Origin of the sequence: Bacillus cereus group sp. TH152-1LC, assembly GCF_027710505.1 — a bacterium.
Classification (GTDB): Bacteria; Bacillota; Bacilli; order Bacillales; family Bacillaceae_G; genus Bacillus_A; species Bacillus_A mobilis.
This window is the reverse complement of the sequence record NZ_JAQFNK010000034.1, coordinates 1-19,847: the sequence shown is the minus strand read 5'-3', so window position 1 is coordinate 19,847 and position 19,847 is coordinate 1. Positions and strand designations below refer to the sequence as shown.

Here is a 19,847-nt window from a genome sequence, read left to right as displayed (position 1 = left end):
TGTGCTTGCCTCCCTTCGATTTGATACTCTTATCTTAACTATTTTTTCTTTTTTCCATAACGAGCTTAAGAACCGTTTTTAACTCAGACTTAAGACTGAGTCGCATTCAGCCTTTTGTAAAAACTACAATTGGATAGGATGTTTCACTCTTTTATTGCACATAAAAAGCCGTACAGAGAATATTCTCTGTACGGCTTTCATTACTATGCCTAAACTTCATTTTTCATTATGCTGTTTTATGATATTCTTTCTTTCCCGCCACTTTAGAAAACCTCGGGAAACCAATTAATATAGAAATGATTCCACATACTCCAACTAAAATTGGATAAAACGCATATGGTAACAATTCAATCGGAGATAACGCCGCAAAGCCTGCTGCTGTTAACATTTGAGCACCATACGGGATTAACCCTTGCACACAGCATGAGAAAAGATCTAATACACTCGCTGATTTACGAGGATCAATTTCATACTGATCTGCAATGTTTTTCGCAAGCGGACCTGTAAAGATAATAGAAATCGTATTATTCGCTGTACACATATTCGTCATACTTACTAAGCCAGCGATACCGAACTCCGCTCCTTTTTTCGAACGAATGTTACGCGTTAAAATATTCATTAAATATTGAATGCCACCATTATATTGAATCAGTTCGACCATACCGCCAATTAAAATAGCAAGTAATACTAACTCCATCATACCGCCCATTCCAGTTGTTACACTTTTAAAGAAACTCTCTAACGTGTAACTTCCATCTAAAAGACCAATAACGCCGGATAGTACAGTTCCACCAGTTAACACAATAAGCACATTCCAACCAAGTAACGCTGTTATAAGTACCCCTGCATACGGTAAAATCTTTATCCAATCAAAGCTATGCGCTTTAATCTGCGTGTCGCTTCCTAAAGTAACGATTACTAATAATATTATTGTAATAATAGCCGCTGGTAATACAATTAAAAAGTTCGTTTTAAACTTATCTTTCATTTCTGTTCCTTGCGAACGTACAGCTGCGATTGTTGTATCTGAAATGAATGATAAATTATCACCAAACATCGCTCCGCCAACAACTGTCGCCATCGTAAGTGCAATGGAGATATCAGTTTGTCCACTAATACCTACAGCTATTGGTGCTAATGCAGCTATTGTTCCCATTGAAGTTCCCATCGCTAATGAAATAAATGCCCCTATAACAAAAATTCCTGCTACGATAAATCCTTGCGGTAAAACGGATAACGCCAAGTTAACTGTAGAATCAACGCCGCCCATCCCTTTTGCTGTTTCAGAAAATGCTCCTGCAAGCACAAAAATTAGAACCATAATCATAATATCTGGGTTCCCTGCACCTTTAGCAAATCGTTCTACTTTTACATTAAAGCTTTCTTTACGATTCATTGCTAAAGCGACCCCTACAGCAATTGAAATTGCTACAAGTATCGGCAATTTATAGAAATCACCTGTAATAATTCCAGAACCAATAAATAGCGCCAAAAATATCCCAAGTGGTAATAAAGCCAAACCATTTCCTCTCGTTTCTTTCAAAGTACCATCTCTCCCTAGTTTCAACCTTTTTCTAATGAATAACAAAAGACCTCTTCCAATGAGAAGAGGTCTTATACATCTATAAGAAACGCTCTTCTCATCTTTCAAGCATATGCTTGCTGGATTTGGCACAGCACTCTGAAATCGAGTCCGCTGCCGAGGCATCGTAGGGCCAGTCCCTCCGCCTCTCTTTATAAGAAGGTTTCATATTTATTTTTTAATAATAATTTCTTCCCTAACTTTACTCGCTTACAAAACAAAAGTCAATTATTTTTTGTATAGTTTTTTTGGTAATTATGCAAAAATTTGAATACAATAATCATTTTAACTTTTTGATTTCTTCTTCTAATATTGAAATCCAATAAAATTCACTATTTTTTATTGCAGCTATTATCCATTTCGTAGTGTACCAAGCTAACTCATACTCTTCTTTTGTAACATCGCCACTTTTATTAGCATCCTCTAACTCATCTTCATCCAATATATACATTTTACCATTCGGTAATAACACTACATCTAAATATAAATCATCAAAATACGGCAAACCACGGTCGTCTATTTCATATTCTTTCGCCACATCAATATAATATTGCACTAATTTTTTCTGATCATCTAACATAGCTGTAATCGCAAAATTTTTCCCGTCTATGAAATATTGAATCCACGTATATTGATTCCCTGCAATACGAAGTTCTTTCCCATCATATTCTTTACAACTAGGTTCTCTCACCTTTTTTATTTCCAGTATTCCTAGCATTCCCTCTTCTATTTGCTTAACTGTATAATCTTTCTCTATTAGTCGCTTCCACGAAGAACCGTCACCATATTTACGTTTCATTACGTCCGCTTCCCTTCTATATAGAAAAGCCCTCACATATTATGTGAGAGCTTTTTCAAATTATAATTAAGCCGCTTGCTTATTAGAAATCTCTTCCAAATAGGCCTGTCCTTTTTCAGCGTCATACTGACCTTCCCACTTAGACATAACTACAGCTGCTAAAGAGTTACCTACAACGTTAACTGCTGTACGAGCCATATCTAAAATACGGTCAATACCAGCGATGAAGGCTAAACCTTCAGCTGGAATACCTACTGTACCAAGTGTTGCTAATAATACAACGAACGATACGCCCGGTACACCCGCAATACCTTTTGATGTAACCATTAATACAAGTAATAATGTAATTTGTTGAGAAATAGATAAGTCAATACCGTACATTTGTGCTAAGAAAATAGCCGCAATTGCTTGATATAAAGTTGATCCATCTAAGTTAAATGAATAACCTGTCGGAATAACGAAAGATGTAATTGCTTTCGGACAACCGAACTTCTCCATTTTCTCCATGATTTTCGGTAAAACTGTTTCTGAACTCGCTGTAGAGTATGCTAAGATCAGTTCGTCTTTTAAAATCTTGAAGAATTGGAAAATGTTAATTCCAAATATTTTCGCCGTAAGTCCTAAGACAACTACAACGAAAAAGATCATTGCTCCATAGACGACAATTAGTAATTTACCTAATGGAATTAATGACGCAAGACCAAATGTAGAAACTGTAACACCGATTAGTGCAAATACACCAAATGGTGCGAATTTCATAACCTGGTTCGTCACGTAAAACATTGCATCAGCTACACCTTGGAAAAATTGAAGAACCGGTCTTCCTCTTTCACCAATTGCTGCTACACCTAAACCAAATAATACAGAGAAGAAGATAATAGCAAGCATATCTCCGTCAGCTAATGACTTCATAATGTTCGTTGGAACAATATTTACAAATGTATCTGCAAATGAATGACTTTGTACCTGCTCTGTCGTATGTGTATATTTCGAAATATCTGTCTTTGTTAGCTGGTCCATATTTACGCCTTTTCCTGGTTGGAAAATATTCGCTATTAATAGACCAACAACAATTGCAAGTGTTGTAATAATTTCAAAATAAATAATTGTTTTCCCGCCTAGTCGACCTAGTTTTTTAACATCGCCAACACCAGCAACCCCAACAACAATACTTGCTACAACAATCGGTACAACGATCATTTTAATTAATCGGATAAAAATATCACCAATTGGTTGTAAGTAACTCACCACTGCCGGATTGCCAAAGAAAATCGCCCCAACTGCAATACCTAGCGCAAGACCAATTAATATTTGCCATGCAAGTCCTATTCTTTTCATACTTGTTGTAACCCCCTCTTCGATGTGTCACTCTACCTCTCATTCTATATCTATAAAACTTGAAATTAAGAGTATTACATATTATTCGACAATTCACTACATTTTGTCCCTGTTAAAAATCATAAATCAAAATTTAAAATCTGACAACAAAATAAGTTTGCCCGAACACAAATAATTTTCTTGACAAAAATAAATCCCATGTCAGAAAACCTCACATGAGAACGATTCCTTATCAGTGTTTTATTGGATTCCTATCTACCATTTTGCTGTATAAAACAAATATACTTTTCCTTTATTTCACAAATAAATCCAAAAAATACATCCTTATTGCACGAATAAAAAAGTGCATCCAACATGACAATTATCATTAAAAAATGATAAATTCCGACAAAACTTAGCAATTTTATAAAATTTCCTTTACATTATGATTACAACGATAGACACTCTTCTTCTTATGATATATAACATTCATAGGGAAAGGAGCCAGACAACCATGAAAAAGAAATTTGCAGCGTTTAGTGTTTTAGCAGCAGGAACGATTTTTGTTTCTCCGCTACTTTCACCCGTATATGCTGAAACGAATCAAGATAAATTATCTAATATTCAATCTGAATTAGAAGGAAAACAAAACGACTTACAAAATAAATCAGCTGAGAAAGACCAAATAGAAAAAGAAATTCAAGAATTACAAAAGAAAATTGACGATTTAACTACTTCTATTAATAAAAACGAAGCTGAATTAAACGATACAAAAAAAGAAATTAGTAAAACACAACAAGTAATTGCTGAAAAAAAGAAACATATAGAGCAATTACAAACAAACATAGATACGCGTCAGGAAGTTATTAAGCAACGTTTACAATCCATGCAAGAAAAACCTCGTACAAATATTATTACAGAGGTAATAACAACTTCTACAAACATCGCTGATCTTGTTGATAACATGTACTCTGTAAGCTTAATTTTAAACAACGATACTGATATTGTGAAAAAACAAACAACTGATCAAAATGCTGTGACGAAAGAAAAAGAGGCTGTTGAGAAAAAAGAGCAGCAACTAAAAGAAGCTGAACAGAAATTAGTTCAAAAACAACAAGAGTTGCAAACGAATCAACAACAACAGCAAACATTTATTAGCGATCTACATACGAAAGTAGCAAAAGTAGATTCAGAGATTGAAGGATTAGAAGAATCCAAAGGCATTTTAGAAAATCAGCGTCAAGCCGTTCAAAAGGCAATTGAAGAAGAAAAACGTGCGGAAGAGGCACGTAAGGCAGAGGAAGCTCGTAAACAAGCTGCTACATCTGCTCAAACAGCTCAAGCAGCTCCAACACCACACGATACAAATATTGGCGGCTTTATTAAGCCAGCAGCTGGATCAAAAACTTCTGGATTTGGCGCACGTTCTTTAGATAACCATAAAGGAATCGATATTGCCGCTTCAGGAACTGTTCCAATTATAGCCGCTGCAGATGGCGTCGTTATTCGCTCAGAATTATCATCTAGTTACGGAAATGTTGTGTACTTATCTCACCGTATAAACGGAAAAACATACACAACAGTATACGCTCATATGAGTAGCCGTTCTGTATCAAATGGACAAACTGTAAAACAAGGCACTCAACTTGGTTTTATGGGGAACACTGGCCAATCATACGGACAACATTTACACTTCGAACTTCACCTTGGAGAATGGAATGTCGGCAAAACAAATGCAGTTGATCCATCTCCTTATATCGGATTATAAAAAAACTCGGTACACACCGAGTTTTTTCTTTACCCTTCACAAACTATAGGCATTCCACATAGACTACAACTAAATGCCTATAGTTTACGGGGTGAATCATATGAATACACAATTACAACAAAAAATAGAAGAAGCTAGAGAAACTTTCATCGGCCGGTTATTTACATTTGGCGGCTCAGCATTATTTTTAATCGGATCATTTATTGCAGTCATCACAGCCTATAAAGCGTATAGTCGTTTATTATGCAAACATTTTAAATACGCCTATCGCATTTAAAAATACAATAATTACAGTTACCGGAATAACATAACGAAGCAAGAAGAACCAAATATTAAATAATGTTTTCCCTTTCGTTTCCGTAACTTCTAATTCTTTCATTAACATTTCTTTACTCATTTTATTCGGTACGAATAGCGAGATGGCTAGTACGCCAAGCGGCAGTAATACATTACTTACCGCAAAATCGACGAAATCAAAGAATGTCTTACCAAATATTTTCACATCACTCATAATTCCAAACGATAATGCTGACGGGATTCCAACTGCAAAAATAAGAATACCAATTAATAATGATGCTGACGGACGCTTTTTCTCATTATCTTTCGCAACAGATGCTACTACAATTTCAAGCATAGAAATCGCAGATGTTAACGTTGCAAAGAAGAATAAAACTAAAAACATAATGAAGAAAAATTGTCCAAATGGTATTTTCGCAAATACTGCTGGAAGGACGATAAACAGTAGTCCTGGACCTTCAGTCGGCTTAACGCCCAATGCGAAAATCGCTGGAAAAATTGCTAATCCTGCAAGCACTGTAATAAAAACAGTTAAACTTACAATAGATGTTGCTGATTTCGCTAAATGTTCTTCTTTCTTCAAATAGGAACTATACGTGACCATTACTGAGGCACCTACTGTTAGCGAGAAGAACGATTGTCCCATCGCGTATAAAATCGTATCTGCTGTCAGCTTTGAAAAATCTGGTTTTAAGAAGAACTCTACCCCAGCAAAAGCACCATCAAGTGTTAAAGCACGAACTATAATCGCAATAAACAAAATAAATAATAGCGGCATCATATACTTACTTGCTTTTTCTATCCCTTTCTCGACACCTTTACTTACAACAAAAATAGTGCAAAGCATGAAGATAAATTGGGCTCCAATCGCGCTTACTGGATTTGAAATCGTTTCACCAAATAATTGTCCGTAATCAACAACACCATTCCAAAAGCTTCCTGTAACACTATAGTATAAGTACAGTAAAATCCATCCACCTACAACACTATAAAATGATAGTACACTAAAACAAGTAACAACTCCCATACGACCAATCCAAGGATATAACTTACTCTTTGGCACCAATACTTTATATGCTGTAACTGCCTCTTTTTGTGTGCTACGTCCAATAACAAATTCAGCTAAAAGAAGCGGCATACCTATAAATAAAGTTAATAGTAAAAATACAAGGAAGAATGCGCCTCCCCCACCATTACCTGCAACATATGGAAATTTCCATATGGCACCAAGACCTACTGCGGCTCCGGCTGCTGCGAGTACAAAGCCTATTTTCGACGTCCATTGCTGTGTTTCTTTCATCATAAATTCTCCTTTTCTGAATATTTAAACTTTTGTTAATTATACACTTTCATTTCATACTCGCACACCTCCTTTAGAAAATAAAAAAGTCCCCTACACGCAAATATGCATGTAGAGGACGATATATGTAATGTAAATACCGTGGTACCACCTCAATTGGATTGATAAATCCCACTTGTTCAAGTACAGGAAAAATTCCGATACTCTATCCTTTTAACGGCGGAACCCGGGTTGCCTACTACAATGTTCAACATACCTCTCGCAAGCCCATTCTGTATATTTTATCGTACCGGGCTCACACCTTACCCCAGCTCTCTGACCGTATCAAATATACATACTCTTCTTGCTCATCGATTTCATTTATTGAAGTTACTTGTGATTATAAATTATATTTTTATAGTTGTAAAGTGCAATTTATTCATTATCCTATATGAACTCTTTTCTCTAATTCTTGTAAAAACAATTCTCTTTTTTGTTCATTTTGAACATATATCGACTTTAATACTTCTTGCAACAATATATTTCTCTGCTTTTTCTCTATTTGTAATTCTTTCACTTTAATTCTAACTTCGTATAAAAAATCAAGATATGATTCATACGCCTCATCATATTTATTTGCGATATCATCACGAATTTTTTTTGCCAGTTTCGGACTCGCTCCTCCAGTAGAAACAGCCACATTCAGTAATCCACGATGAATCGCCGCCGGAAAATGAACATTCCCACTTTCCGGATTCGTAATAACATTTACTAATTGATTCTCTGCACTATCCTCAGCAACTTGTTCATTTAATACAGCATCACCACTCGCTGCAACAACTAAAAAAGCACCTTGAATATCACTTTTTTCATACTCCCTTTGATACCAACGAATTTGCTTTTCTTCCACTAGTTTCACTAAATTCGCATCCAATTCAGGACTTATCACAATTATATCCGCACCTTGTTTTAGTAAAGGAATAATTTTGAATCCCGCGACTTTTCCTCCACCAATGACAACAACACGTTTCTTCTCAACTCGCACTGTAAGTGGATACATATTGATCCCCCTTCAATAATTTCTTCGTTTTCTGAATTAACATATATTGAAACGCTTCATTCTTTCCTAAATACGGACTTATTTTTATCTTATCCGACTCATATTGGCGTACTTCTTTTTCAATATGTTTCATAAGTAAACCGGTAAATAACAAATAAGGCAGCACAACGATATTCTTTTCTTTTCGTTCTACAACTTTCTTTAACTTCTCCTCAAATTTTGGCTCGGCAGCTGCTAAATAGCAAACCTCTACTTTTTTAATTTTCTCTTCCATTTGAAATAAAGAAGCGATCCAGTTTATATCTTTTAATACTTCAGGATCGCTACTCCCTCTTGCAACGAGAAGTAACGTCACCTCATTCGTCTCTTCCTGTTCGATACCACTTCCGTTATACACTGATTTAACGAGTGTTTCTGATACACCAAACGGATTACCGTAGGTCACTTTAACACTTGAAAATTGATTATTTAACTTTTCTAATTCAAACGGGATATCTTTTTTCACGTGACCTGCCGCTAATAGAAAAACCGGAATAACAATAATCTCTGTAGCACCACGACTCACACATGTACGGAACCCTTCATCAATCGTTGGACTCGCTAACTCTAAAAAACAAACTTCTTGAATACTTGCCTCTACACGGTTCATGCATGACGTAATAAACGTAATCGCTTCTTCTTTAGCGGCTTTCAAACGACTTCCATGACATATATATAAGATGGCTTTCATTTTATAACACTCCGCTTACTTGATACGTACTTTCCGTCTGTTTCTCAAACCAATGGATCTTTTCCCTAAAACGGACCACTTCTCCAATTACAATCATACTCGGATTTTGAATTTGTTCTTTTTTCGCAACATCTACAATTGTCCCTAACGTCCCGATAACTGTGCGCTGCATAGAAGTCGTTCCCCTCTCAATAATAGCAGCAGGCGTACTTGTATCTTTTCCATGTTTAACCAGCTGTTCACATATGTAGGGTAAATTACTAACCCCCATATATACAGCTAAGGTCTCTACACCTTTCGCTAAATGTTCCCACTTCACTTCCTCTTCAGCATCTTCTTTCCTATGCCCCGTCACAATAGCAAAACTTGCACTCGCATCACGATGTGTCACTGGAATGCCAGCATAAGCAGGAGCAGCTATTCCAGCTGAAATACCAGGAACAATTTCAAACGGTACACCTTGCTTCGCTAACGCTTCAGCTTCTTCTCCCCCTCTACCAAATACAAATGGATCCCCGCCCTTTAGCCTCGTTACAACTTTTCCTTTTTTCGCGTATTTAATAAGAAATGTGTTAATTGTCTCTTGCTTCATCGTGTGATAATTTGGTAGCTTTCCACAATAAATTAAATCCGCTTCAGGCTTTGCATATGAAAGCAACTCTTTATTTACGAGACGGTCGTATAAAATAACGTCTGCTTTCTCAATACATTTCAATCCTTTCACAGTAATTAAATCTGGATCACCAGGACCTGCTCCAACGATATAAACCTTCCCCATCATCTCTCCTCATTTCTACTATTAAAGTGAAACTTCCATCCTTATATACGAATGGAAGTTTTCATCATTTCCTATTACCTGTTCCCTACTCATGAATAACAAATGCCGCACCTTTTCGAATCTTCTTTTTTTCAAATAGAGAAATTTCCTTTACTTCTGGCAGCGGTAAAAAATACTTTTCAAGCTCCATCTCCGCGAGCTTAAATGCCTGTTCTTCACTTTGAGCAACGACAACAATCGGAACAATACTATTCACTAACACGGCTTCAAATCGATATAAATCCATATTGTCCCTCCTAAGACGCTAGTACTTCTTCTAACACGGTATTTAACGCTATTTGTAGTGTGTCTACACCGATACGACCAACAAAATCATAAAACGTTTCAGCTGGTAATTTATTCTCTTTGAAATAACTTATAAATGATGCAAGTACATCAGGCAGATCCTCGCCATCTATTTTCCCTTTTAACTTTTGATTGTAAGCACCGCCATCTAACAACGTTCCACCTACGTATATTTCAAATGCTTCAACAATCCCTTTTTCCTTCGTTTTCATTTTCACCCCTTGTAATCCAATGTCAGCAATTTGACGTTGACCACATGAATTCGGGCATCCCACCATATGAATACGAACTGGAACATCAAGTGCAATTTGTGTATCTAAGTATTCAGCGATTTTTCGTAATCTTTCTTTCGTTTCTACTAATGCAAGATTGCAATATTCAATACCAGTACAAGAAACCGCATGACCAATAAACGATTTCGGACTTGCTGATATTGCATCAAACAACGGCTCATTTAGTAAACCCGTTACATTTTCTGGCGGAATATTCGGAATAATGAAGTTTTGCGAGTTACATGTGCGAATTTGCCCATTTCCATACTGCTTAGCAATTCTCGCAATCTCAAACATTTCTTCTGCATGTAGACGTCCTACCGGTACATTAAAACCTACATATTTAAGCCCATCTTGTTTTTGATCTTGAACGCCATAAAAGTATCCCGCATTCCAGCCTTTTAGAGCACTTTCACCTTTACTTTGCAATGGTCCTGTATACTCTATTAGTTTCTCTTTAAATTTCTCTGCTCCCCAGTCTGCAACAAGAAATTTCAAACGAGCTAAATGACGTTTTTCACGGTATCCAAAATCACGGAATATTGTAGCAATCGCAATCGCTACCGTCTTCACTTCTTCTGGTAAAACAAATACATCTAATTCATCAGCTAAATATGGACGAGCTGATAATCCACCGCCTACTTTTATATGAAAACCAACTTTTTTCTCACCATCTATTTCTTTCGTAGCAGGTGTAAATGCAACACAGTTAATCTCTGCGTTTGCTGAATTATAAATATTAGAACTAATAGACATTTTAAATTTACGTGGTAAGTTAGAAAACTCCTCATTATGTTGGAAATAGTCATATACCTCTTTCACAATACCAGTTGTATCAAACAGCTCATTTGCATCAATGCCAGCAAGTGGATTCCCTGTAATATTACGCGTTATATCACCACAAGCCCCAGCTGAAGATAACCCAACTCTTGCTAATCTTTTAAAAATATCTGGCATTTGATGGATTTCTAACCAATGAAACTGAATCGCCTGTCTTGTCGTAATATCTATTACGTCACGCCCATAATCCTCAGCGATAGAAGCAAGCACTTCTGCCTGCGTGTTCGTAATAATCCCTGAAGGAATATTTACACGCATCATAAAATAACCAGCTTCTTTCGGTCTTTGTAAATACAACCCTGCCCATTTGAATGCGTCCCACTCTTCTTTCGGAATAGATTCGAAGCCATTCTCTGCATAATAAGGAATATCATTAAAGATTTCCAATCCATCTTTTTTTAATTTATTTTTCTCAGTCTGATTTAATTTTTCATTGTTAGCCCATACTTTTTCATAACTCATTTTTTATCCCCCTATATAAAACTACGCTCTTGTAAGTACTTCACGATTTGTTCTGCACATTCTTCAATAGAATACTTGTGCGTTTCTACAATTAATTCCGGTTTCTCTGGTTCTTCATACGGTGAATCAACACCAGTAAACTCTTTAATATCACCTTGTCTCGCTTTTTTATAAAGCCCTTTCGGATCACGCTTCTCGCACTCTTCAATTGGGCACTTTACAAACACTTCTATAAACTCATCTGCAGCTAATAAATCCCTCACTTGTTTTCGGTCTACTCGAAATGGTGAAATAAACGCTGTAAGAACAACAGTACCTTGATCTACAAATAGCTTCGCCACTTCGCCAATCCGTCTTATATTTTCCATACGATCACTTTCAGAAAAACCTAAGTCTTTATTTAAACCGTGGCGTATATTATCCCCATCTAGTACATAGTTTCCAATCTTCTTTTCAAATAGTTTACGAGCAACCGCGTTCGCTACCGTAGATTTACCTGAAGCTGATAGACCAGTAAACCAAACTACAAAACTATGATGCCCATTTCTTACTCTTCTCTCATCTTTTGAAACAGATGCTGTATGCCAAGTAATATTTGTATCCATCTCATTCTCTCCTTATTCTGTTACTACTTCTTTTTTCAAACCTTTAATTAGTACTTCTACTACTTCTTTACGACTAAATGTACTTGGCGGAACCTCACCATTTCTTAATAGCTCTCTTACTTTCGTACCCGATAAAATAACATGATCTTCTTTGCTGTGCGGGCATGTTTTCGTCGAAGCCATCGCTTCACATTTCGTGCAGTAAAAACTATGTTCAAAAAATAACGGTGTAATTCCTAACTCTTCCACTGTAAAGTTTGTAAAAATTTCTTGCGCTTCATAAGTACCGTAATAATCTCCTACCCCTGCATGATCGCGTCCTACAATAAAGTGAGTACATCCAAAATTCTTTCTAACTAATGCATGGAATATCGCTTCCCTCGGTCCTGCGTAACGCATCGCTGCAGGAAATACACCTAAAAAGACACGATCTTTCGGATAATAGTTTTGAAGTAATACTTCATAACTTTCCATCCTTACATCAGCAGGAATATCATCCGACTTCGTTTCCCCAACGAGTGGATTTAAAAAGAGGCCATCTACAATTTCAAGAGCAGATTTTTGAATATACTCATGAGCACGATGTACCGGGTTTCTCGTTTGAAATCCGACTACTGTTTTCCAACCACGTTTTTTAAATTCTTCCCTCGTTTCAATTGGATCTAAATGATAAGAAGGGAACTGATTATTTTCAAATCGTTTTGTAAGAATAATAGCTCCACCGACATAAACGTTCGGTCGTTCATATAATTTTTTCACTCCTGGATGAGCATCATCCGTCGTTTTATATACAAGTAATGCTTCTTTCTCTTTATCAGGTACAAAAATATCTTCTATTTGAATGACACCATATACATTTCCACTATTAACAAGCTTTACTTCTTCTCCAGCTTTTAGATTTTCTGCCACTTCTTCTGTTACCGGCAATGTAATCGGTATACTCCATACGCTACCACTTGCTAAGCGAAGCGTTTCTACGACCGAATCATAGTCTTTCTTTCCTAAAAAACCAGTAAGCGGGCTATATCCCCCTGTCGCTAATAACTCCAAATCACTTAACGCAATGTTATCTAGTTGAATTTCTTTTCTAATTTGTGATACGTCGTATGTCTCGTCTATACGGTTTACTAATTCGTTTCTTGTACTCATTTTCTATTTCCTCTCTTAGCTTTATTTTCAAATTCATCTTATTGGTAATGCAGACCACATTCTGTTTTCACTTTCCCAGACCATCTACCATCTCTCGAATCGCCACCCTCACCTACAGGTAACGTACACTTCTCACACCCAATACTTGGATATCCAATATCATGCAGCGGGTTATACGGCAAGCTATGTTTGTATACATACCGCCACACTTCTTTCCACGTCCAATGAATGAGTGGACAAACTTTAATAGATTGAAAACGATGATCTTGATTTATAAACTTTGTATGCTTACGCGTTTCTGATTGTTCCCTCCTTAAGCCCGATATCCACGCTTTTTCCGCTGCTAATGATTTTTCTAACGGTAAAATTTTTCTAATTTTACAACAAAGGTTCGGATTACTTTCCCATAATTTCTCACCATGCAACTTCGCTTGTTCATCAAGTGTAAGTTCCGGCTGTTTTTCTATAATATTTAATGAAGGAAATCGTTCCCGCACTTTTTGAATTAATTCATACGTTTCGCGAAAATGAACATTTGTATCTAAAAATACAACTTTAGCAGATGGATTTACTTGGTTTATAAGGTGCAGCAGTACCATCCCTTCCACTCCAAAGCTACATGCGTATACAATTTCACTTTCATATTCTTTATAAGCCCAACGTAATACAGATAACGCGCCTTTTGTTTCATCTTCTTCTGAAAATGAAATGTTACTTTCTTCCCACGTTTCATACGTCAACATGTTCTTTCCCCCTGTAAAAGCAAAAAGACGGTTTTAACCTAATCAAAATAGGTTAAAACCGCCTCTAGTTTTTCTAGTCAGCGCTTTTTACTTTAAACGTACCTTTTCACTTTTCTCCAATTGAATGACCTTTCCATCTTGCACAACAATTGTAATTGAACCATATTTCATATCAGCAAGCATCGCTTCAATTTTCTCAGACACTTCCTCAAAATGTTCCCGTACGCTCACGCGAACAGCCCCCCCTTTTTATTCATAAAAAAAATCTTTCCCATTTCGAAAAGACTGTTCGGTAATATATTTTACCTTATCTTTCAAAATGGATTCCATTTTGCTGGATTTAGCACCTTGCTTTCTATAAGCAGGTTGCCGAGCTTCGTCGGGCCAGTTCCTTCCGCTTCTCTTGATAAGCTTTGTATTTGTATTTTATCACAATTCTGATTTTTTTCAATCCTAGTTTTCCGATATATTTTATTTATTTTATTTTTATAAAAAAGGAATTGCCCATCCGAACAACTCCTTTTCCCCATTTACACAAGTTCTTTAATACGTATGCGATCGTTCCCAATAATATTTTCATATGTTTCGCGCTCTACAACAATTTGTGATGTGCCGCCTTTCGCGAAGACGACAGCTGGTCTACGAATCCGATTATAATTATTTGCCATGGAGTACCCGTATGCCCCTGTACAAGAAATTGCTAGTAAATCGGCAGAAGCAACTTTCGGTAGAGTAATATCCCAAATTAACATATCTCCACTCTCACAACACTTCCCAGCAATCGAAACAACTTCCTCGTTCTCATCATTTCCTCGATTCGCTAACATCGCTTCATAACGAGCGTTATATAAAGCAGGTCTTAAATTATCAGTCATCCCCCCATCCACTGATACATATTTCCGAATACCAGGAATGTCTTTCACAGATCCAACTGTATAAATTGTCGTTCCAGCATCACCTACAATACTACGGCCTGGTTCAACCCATATTTCTGGTAAGGGATAATTACATACGGTAAATTGTTCCCTCACTGCACTTGTTACAGCTCGCACATATGTCTCAAGAGTTAATGGTGTATCTGACTCTGTGTAGCGTATTCCGAATCCTCCGCCCACATTTAATACTTTTACTACATAGTTCGCGCGCTCTCTCACTTCTTCTAAAAATTGATGAAGAACTTCAATCGCTCGAACAAATCCAGCCGTTTCAAATATTTGCGATCCGATATGTGAATGAATTCCTAACACATCATAATTTGATTTTTGTAAAGCAAGCTCAATCGCTTGCATCGCTTGACCATTTGAAACTCCAAACCCAAATTTCGAATCATCTTGACCTGTTGTAATATATTCATGTGTGTGCGCCTCTACTCCAGGCGTTACACGGATTAATATGTTCACAAATTTCCCATGTTGCACTGCTAAATCATGCAAAATTTCTAACTCTAAGAAATTATCGACAACAAAACAACCAATATTCGCCTGAAGTGCCATCACAATCTCTTCTTCTGTTTTATTATTGCCGTGAAAATGAATACGAGATGCTGGGAATCCCGCTTGAAGCGCAGTATATAATTCCCCTCCAGAAACAACATCTAATGACATATTCTCTTCACGAGCTACTCGGCACATCTCCATGCACAAGAACGCCTTGCTTGCATATGCTACTTGATAAGAGAACCCACTTTCTTTAAAAGCACGATGAAACGCGCGGCACTTTCCTCGAATAGACTCTTCATCGTATACATAAAGTGGTGTTCCATATTGTTTTGCGAGCTGCGTCGTATCGCACCCTCCAATTTCTAAGTGTCCTTGCCCATTGATTCGGCTTGTGCCGTGTAAATACATTTGAATTCCTCCCTTATTTCCTCTAAAACTCATAACCCCAATCTTCTATTCATTGCAGCACGCTTTTAGATAGACAAAAAACGCGCGGAACAATGTTCACACGCGTTTCTTATTAGGAAAAATATATATTGAAAAAATAAACGAGTTGTTATCTCCTCAAAATAAGAAACCGCATCAACATCTCCAAATAGCTCTCCATAAAATAATCTTATGACAGTACTACATTTATTCAATGCAGTCCCAATATATGAATAAGATGGTTATTCTTATATTTCGGCAATAGTCCCTTTCAACCTATGATCACAGATTCCATTAAATCTCCCATAGCTTACTCTTTCCTATTGCGGCCTCTACCTTTGAGAGTAGATGAGGTAAGTCTATTTAATTTTCAAACATCTGATTGTTGCTATTAACAATACCAAAGGACCATTTTATTTGTCAAACAATTTTTTATATTGTTTTTTTACAGTTTAATTTCGTATCATTTGGTAAGCGCTTTACTAAAATCTTTGTCACTTCCCATTCGCCTTCTTCATTATTAAAAGTAATTGTTACTTTTTCAAATGGCGGAACAATTTTCCCACCAACCTGTTCATATTTCGTCACTTCAATAACCGCTTGAAATAAATATGTACCGCTATACACTTTTTTTAAACTAATAATTTTAGGACATTGATAAGGCTTTAAGCTCCCATATTGTTTTTCAATAGCTTTATTTATTTTCGGAAACAAAACAGAATAAAAGGCATCTTCCATAAGAGGTGCATCATATTGGGCTACCGACACAGTCGGTGAAGCAAAAAGTATAACACTACTGCATACTATAAAATATAATAATTTTCGCATGATAACCTCCGTATTGTTACACGATTCTTTCTGCACACGATAATAATCATACATAGAAACTCCGTTTTATTGTCTCCTACTGCCCTTTTTCTACTCAATTATTATAAAAAAGCCCACAACTCTCTTTTATTTTCGTATAATGATACTCATAGTATAATAAACATAATAATAAAGGACTGTTCGTATATATAAAATGAGGTGCTAATCAAACCAGCTCACAAGAACGGTCATGCTTTTTAGGAGAGGAGTATATTATGCTACAACGTCTGTTTCCAAAACTGCGATTTGCACTCGTTGCAGTCGTTTTATTATGGATAAAAACATATATTGTGTACAAGCTAGCGTTTGATATTAAAATTGATAATTTCTTTGAAGAATTTATGCTTTTTATTAATCCACTAGCTGCGTTACTTTTATTTTTCGGTTTTGCTTTATTTGCATCTAAACACCGAAACCGCATTATAGTTGGAATCAGTTTTATACTGTCTTTTATTTTATTTGGAAATGCAATGTTTTATGGGTTTTATAACGATTTCGTTACGTTCCCAGTTTTATTCCAAACAAATAATATGGCTGATTTAGGGACGAGTATTAAAGAACTCTTTACGTACAAAACATTACTTTTATTTGCAGATGCGATTATTTTAATGTTTCTTTCACGTAAATTCCCGGCATTTTGTGACAAGACGCCGCTTTCTCGCTCTGAGAAGCGAACTTTCTTTAGCGGTGTAACAGCTTTATTAGCACTACAAATTGTTGTTTCCGTTATTTATAAGCCACAAATGTTCTCACGCTCATTTGATCGTCAAACAGTCGTGAAAAATTTAGGTTTATACACATATCATCTATTTGATATTACACTTCAATCTAAATCTTCAGCTGAACGTGTATTTGCAAGTGGAGACGGGTTTTCTGAAATTAAAAACTATACAGACTCAAAAGATAAGCAAGTCGATAAAAACTTATTTGGAGCTGCAAAAGGTAAAAATGTTATTTTGATTTCCATGGAATCTACACAAAGTTTTGTTATTAATAAAAAAATAAATGGAAAAGAAATTACACCATTTTTAAATGAATTTATTAAAGATAGTTTTTATTTCGATAACTTCTATCATCAAACGGGACAAGGTAAAACTTCTGATGCTGAATTTATCGTTGAAAATTCACTTTATCCGTTAGACCGCGGTTCTGTATTCTTTACTCACGCAACAAATGAATATACAGCTACACCAGAACAATTAAAGAAATACGGATATTCTTCTGCTGTCTTCCATTCAAACGATAAAACGTTTTGGAATCGTGATGTAATGTATCCTGCACTCGGATATGATCGTTACTTTAATTTAAATGATTACGTAGGCACAGAACAAATGTCTGTCGGCTGGGGATTAAAAGATAAAGAGTTCTTTGAACAATCGATTCCAAAGCTAAAATCTTTACCACAACCGTTCTATACAAAATTTATCACTTTAACAAACCATTTTCCATTTCTTCTAAATCCAGAAGATCAATATGTTGATGAGTTTAATTCAGAAAGTGGTGTTGTAAACCGCTACTTCCCAACCGTTCGTTACACGGATGAAGCTCTTAAATTATTTATTAAACAGTTAAAAGATGAAGGACTGTATGATAATTCTGTTATTGTCATTTATGGAGATCATTACGGCATTTCAGAAAACCATAATGCAGCTATGGCCCAGTTCCTTGGGAAAAACGCTATTACACCGTTTGATTCTATGCAATTACAACGCGTCCCTCTCATTATTCATGTACCTGGCCAAGAAGGAAAAGTCATTTCTAAAGTATCTGGTCAAATTGATATTAAACCAACGCTACTTCATTTACTTGGTATTAAAACAAATCAATCCATTGAATTTGGAACTGACTTATTTATTAAAGAAAAAGATCCACTTATGGTAATGCGTGATGGTAGCTTCGTTTCGGAAGATTATGTGTATACAAAAAACATGTGCTATAAACGAAATACAGGTGAAGAAGCTGACATTTCATTATGCCAACCTAATATTGAAAAAGCAAAAACTGAATTGAAACTCTCCGATAAACTCATTTATGGAGATTTATTACGTTTCGATCCTAACAATCGTTATAAAACTGGAACAATGACAACGAAATTTGAGTAGTACTAGAAGCAACTTTATAAAAGTTGCTTCTTTTTTTACTTATTTTTCAAATCATTCTTCTATGAAATCTTTCACAAATTGGGAATTTCTTTCGTATGAGGAAGAAATTTATGGTATGATAAAATAAGTAAAATTTCATACACTAATTAAGAATTTATTACAGAAAGCAAGGGATCAGATTTTGTATAGAGCAGCTATTCCAAACTTATTTACGCTCGGAAATTTATATAGTGGATTCTTGTCAATCGGCTATGCATCTTTAGGATATTATAAATCAGCTGCTATTTTAGTACTTATCGGGATGATGTTAGATAGTCTTGATGGGCGTGTTGCTCGTTTATTACGCGTTGATTCACAAATGGGAAAAGAGCTTGACTCACTTGCGGATGTCGTGACATTTGGTGCAGCACCTGCTGTTCTTATGTATTACACATCTTTCTCCAATTACGGAATCATCGGACTATACATAGCGGGACTATTCCCTCTTTTCGGAGCATATCGTTTAGCGCGATTTAATGTAACACCATCTTCTACTTCAATGAAATATTTCACTGGGGTACCGATTACAGCAGCGGGAGGGCTTGTTGCTTTCTTAACATTATTTTCACATATCATTCCAAAAATCGTTCTTATTACAGTCTTTGTAACGTTCGCATTTTTAATGGTGAGCCGCATTCGTATCCCAAGTTTAAAAGATGTACCACTTCCACGATATAGCATCATTATTACACTATTTTTAGTTGGAAGCATTATCACAATGTACCAAACAGGGATCGGTAACTTTTCTGTTTTCTTATTCATTGCTATTCCACTATATATTTTGTATATGCTATCTCAATTTCTTAGACAAAGACCATCTAAAAGAGCAAATAAAGAAAAATAAGAAACCTTCCGATTTCGGAAGGTTTCTTTTTCTTACGATTAGTCAATCTGTATTTTTAGATTTTTAATACATTGGTTCTCACAAAATATAAGTATTCATTTGCG

The 19,847-nt window shown here is 36.0% G+C and carries 19 protein-coding genes, 3 riboswitches and 1 other annotated feature; of the genes, 4 read left to right on the top strand and 15 right to left on the bottom strand.

The features are described 5' to 3' along the window. Positions 1–226: 226 nt before the first annotated feature. The 3 genes from PDL00_RS32350 to gltP all read right to left on the bottom strand — a co-directional run bounded on the left by PDL00_RS32350 (position 227) and on the right by gltP (position 3,719). Positions 227–1,543, bottom strand: a complete 1,317-nt coding sequence (locus PDL00_RS32350; protein ID WP_242250942.1) for a Na+/H+ antiporter NhaC family protein — start codon at positions 1,541–1,543, stop codon at positions 227–229. A 94-nt stretch (positions 1,544–1,637) separates the two neighbouring features. After that, positions 1,638–1,743: riboswitch (SAM riboswitch) on the bottom strand. Positions 1,744–1,862: 119 nt separating this feature from the next. Further along, a complete protein-coding gene (locus PDL00_RS32345; RefSeq protein WP_270733649.1) occupies positions 1,863–2,381 on the bottom strand; it encodes a DUF402 domain-containing protein in 519 nt (172 codons plus the stop codon). Between the two features lie 66 nt (positions 2,382–2,447). Continuing rightward, positions 2,448–3,719, bottom strand: a complete 1,272-nt coding sequence (gene gltP, locus PDL00_RS32340) for a glutamate/aspartate:proton symporter GltP (RefSeq protein ID WP_242250934.1) — start codon at positions 3,717–3,719, stop codon at positions 2,448–2,450. Positions 3,720–4,212: 493 nt separating this feature from the next. Here gltP and PDL00_RS32335 point away from each other — a divergent pair, with 493 nt between their 5' ends. Next, positions 4,213–5,466, top strand: coding sequence for a murein hydrolase activator EnvC family protein (locus PDL00_RS32335; RefSeq protein WP_270733648.1), 1,254 nt, complete (start codon positions 4,213–4,215; stop codon positions 5,464–5,466). A gap of 100 nt (positions 5,467–5,566) precedes the next feature. Next, entirely contained in the window at positions 5,567–5,743 is a 177-nt protein-coding gene (locus PDL00_RS32330; RefSeq protein ID WP_270733647.1) for a hypothetical protein, read from the top strand. Here PDL00_RS32330 and PDL00_RS32325 read toward each other — a convergent pair. The 12 genes from PDL00_RS32325 to PDL00_RS32270 all read right to left on the bottom strand — a co-directional run bounded on the left by PDL00_RS32325 (position 5,708) and on the right by PDL00_RS32270 (position 16,719). Next, positions 5,708–7,063 (bottom strand): sodium-dependent transporter, encoded by a 1,356-nt coding sequence (locus PDL00_RS32325; RefSeq protein WP_270733646.1) that lies wholly within the window; start codon positions 7,061–7,063, stop codon positions 5,708–5,710. The genes PDL00_RS32330 and PDL00_RS32325 overlap by 36 nt on opposite strands. A gap of 111 nt (positions 7,064–7,174) precedes the next feature. Further along, positions 7,175–7,423: a binding site (T-box leader), on the bottom strand. Positions 7,424–7,484: 61 nt separating this feature from the next. Then, positions 7,485–8,102 carry an NAD(P)-binding protein gene (locus PDL00_RS32320; RefSeq protein WP_242250930.1) on the bottom strand — a complete coding sequence of 206 codons (618 nt, stop codon included), beginning with the start codon at positions 8,100–8,102 and terminating at the stop codon, positions 7,485–7,487. Beyond that, a complete protein-coding gene (locus PDL00_RS32315) occupies positions 8,077–8,832 on the bottom strand; it encodes a sirohydrochlorin chelatase (RefSeq protein WP_242250929.1) in 756 nt (251 codons plus the stop codon). The genes PDL00_RS32320 and PDL00_RS32315 overlap by 26 nt, the downstream gene beginning before the upstream one ends. 1 nt (position 8,833) lies before the next feature. Beyond that, positions 8,834–9,610 carry a uroporphyrinogen-III C-methyltransferase gene (cobA, locus tag PDL00_RS32310; protein ID WP_242250928.1) on the bottom strand — a complete coding sequence of 259 codons (777 nt, stop codon included), beginning with the start codon at positions 9,608–9,610 and terminating at the stop codon, positions 8,834–8,836. Between the two features lie 85 nt (positions 9,611–9,695). Then, positions 9,696–9,896, bottom strand: a complete 201-nt coding sequence (locus PDL00_RS32305) for a DUF3906 family protein (protein WP_270733644.1) — start codon at positions 9,894–9,896, stop codon at positions 9,696–9,698. A gap of 10 nt (positions 9,897–9,906) precedes the next feature. Next, a complete protein-coding gene (locus PDL00_RS32300) occupies positions 9,907–11,529 on the bottom strand; it encodes a nitrite/sulfite reductase (RefSeq protein ID WP_270733642.1) in 1,623 nt (540 codons plus the stop codon). 11 nt (positions 11,530–11,540) lie between these two features. Then, positions 11,541–12,134, bottom strand: a complete 594-nt coding sequence (gene cysC, locus PDL00_RS32295) for an adenylyl-sulfate kinase (protein ID WP_097843816.1) — start codon at positions 12,132–12,134, stop codon at positions 11,541–11,543. 12 nt (positions 12,135–12,146) lie between these two features. Next, entirely contained in the window at positions 12,147–13,283 is a 1,137-nt protein-coding gene (gene sat, locus PDL00_RS32290; protein ID WP_242250926.1) for a sulfate adenylyltransferase, read from the bottom strand. A gap of 38 nt (positions 13,284–13,321) precedes the next feature. Beyond that, entirely contained in the window at positions 13,322–14,026 is a 705-nt protein-coding gene (locus PDL00_RS32285; RefSeq protein ID WP_242250925.1) for a phosphoadenylyl-sulfate reductase, read from the bottom strand. 87 nt (positions 14,027–14,113) lie between these two features. Beyond that, positions 14,114–14,257, bottom strand: coding sequence for a YezD family protein (locus PDL00_RS32280; RefSeq protein ID WP_000116161.1), 144 nt, complete (start codon positions 14,255–14,257; stop codon positions 14,114–14,116). A gap of 73 nt (positions 14,258–14,330) precedes the next feature. After that, a riboswitch (SAM riboswitch) is annotated at positions 14,331–14,439 on the bottom strand. Positions 14,440–14,556: 117 nt separating this feature from the next. Next, positions 14,557–15,873: a diaminopimelate decarboxylase gene (gene lysA, locus PDL00_RS32275; protein WP_071722356.1), complete on the bottom strand. Its 1,317-nt coding sequence runs from the start codon at positions 15,871–15,873 to the stop codon at positions 14,557–14,559. 180 nt (positions 15,874–16,053) lie between these two features. After that, positions 16,054–16,234: riboswitch (Lysine riboswitch) on the bottom strand. 89 nt (positions 16,235–16,323) lie between these two features. Continuing rightward, on the bottom strand, positions 16,324–16,719 hold the full coding sequence (locus tag PDL00_RS32270) for a DUF3888 domain-containing protein (RefSeq protein WP_242250924.1): 396 nt from the start codon (positions 16,717–16,719) through the stop codon (positions 16,324–16,326). A gap of 254 nt (positions 16,720–16,973) precedes the next feature. Here PDL00_RS32270 and PDL00_RS32265 point away from each other — a divergent pair, with 254 nt between their 5' ends. Together PDL00_RS32265 and pssA are read left to right on the top strand one after the other, a co-directional pair. Then, positions 16,974–18,860 carry an LTA synthase family protein gene (locus PDL00_RS32265; RefSeq protein WP_242250923.1) on the top strand — a complete coding sequence of 629 codons (1,887 nt, stop codon included), beginning with the start codon at positions 16,974–16,976 and terminating at the stop codon, positions 18,858–18,860. Positions 18,861–19,041: 181 nt separating this feature from the next. After that, positions 19,042–19,743 (top strand): CDP-diacylglycerol--serine O-phosphatidyltransferase, encoded by a 702-nt coding sequence (gene pssA, locus PDL00_RS32260; RefSeq protein ID WP_000285414.1) that lies wholly within the window; start codon positions 19,042–19,044, stop codon positions 19,741–19,743. The last annotated feature ends 104 nt before the right edge of the window (positions 19,744–19,847 follow it).

What these genes read in the sequence shown, in the direction of transcription:
- PDL00_RS32345 (WP_270733649.1), bottom strand. Translation starts at nt 2,381, where the DNA reads ATGAAACGTAAATATGGTGACGGTTCTTCGTGGAAGCGACTAATAGAG.
- gltP (WP_242250934.1), bottom strand. Translation starts at nt 3,719, where the DNA reads ATGAAAAGAATAGGACTTGCATGGCAAATATTAATTGGTCTTGCGCTA.
- PDL00_RS32335 (WP_270733648.1), top strand. Translation starts at nt 4,213, where the DNA reads ATGAAAAAGAAATTTGCAGCGTTTAGTGTTTTAGCAGCAGGAACGATT.
- PDL00_RS32330 (WP_270733647.1), top strand. Translation starts at nt 5,567, where the DNA reads ATGAATACACAATTACAACAAAAAATAGAAGAAGCTAGAGAAACTTTC.
- PDL00_RS32325 (WP_270733646.1), bottom strand. Translation starts at nt 7,063, where the DNA reads ATGAAAGAAACACAGCAATGGACGTCGAAAATAGGCTTTGTACTCGCA.
- PDL00_RS32320 (WP_242250930.1), bottom strand. Translation starts at nt 8,102, where the DNA reads ATGTATCCACTTACAGTGCGAGTTGAGAAGAAACGTGTTGTTGTCATT.
- PDL00_RS32315 (WP_242250929.1), bottom strand. Translation starts at nt 8,832, where the DNA reads ATGAAAGCCATCTTATATATATGTCATGGAAGTCGTTTGAAAGCCGCT.
- cobA (WP_242250928.1), bottom strand. Translation starts at nt 9,610, where the DNA reads ATGGGGAAGGTTTATATCGTTGGAGCAGGTCCTGGTGATCCAGATTTA.
- PDL00_RS32305 (WP_270733644.1), bottom strand. Translation starts at nt 9,896, where the DNA reads ATGGATTTATATCGATTTGAAGCCGTGTTAGTGAATAGTATTGTTCCG.
- PDL00_RS32300 (WP_270733642.1), bottom strand. Translation starts at nt 11,529, where the DNA reads ATGAGTTATGAAAAAGTATGGGCTAACAATGAAAAATTAAATCAGACT.
- cysC (WP_097843816.1), bottom strand. Translation starts at nt 12,134, where the DNA reads ATGGATACAAATATTACTTGGCATACAGCATCTGTTTCAAAAGATGAG.
- sat (WP_242250926.1), bottom strand. Translation starts at nt 13,283, where the DNA reads ATGAGTACAAGAAACGAATTAGTAAACCGTATAGACGAGACATACGAC.
- PDL00_RS32285 (WP_242250925.1), bottom strand. Translation starts at nt 14,026, where the DNA reads ATGTTGACGTATGAAACGTGGGAAGAAAGTAACATTTCATTTTCAGAA.
- lysA (WP_071722356.1), bottom strand. Translation starts at nt 15,873, where the DNA reads ATGTATTTACACGGCACAAGCCGAATCAATGGGCAAGGACACTTAGAA.
- PDL00_RS32270 (WP_242250924.1), bottom strand. Translation starts at nt 16,719, where the DNA reads ATGCGAAAATTATTATATTTTATAGTATGCAGTAGTGTTATACTTTTT.
- PDL00_RS32265 (WP_242250923.1), top strand. Translation starts at nt 16,974, where the DNA reads ATGCTACAACGTCTGTTTCCAAAACTGCGATTTGCACTCGTTGCAGTC.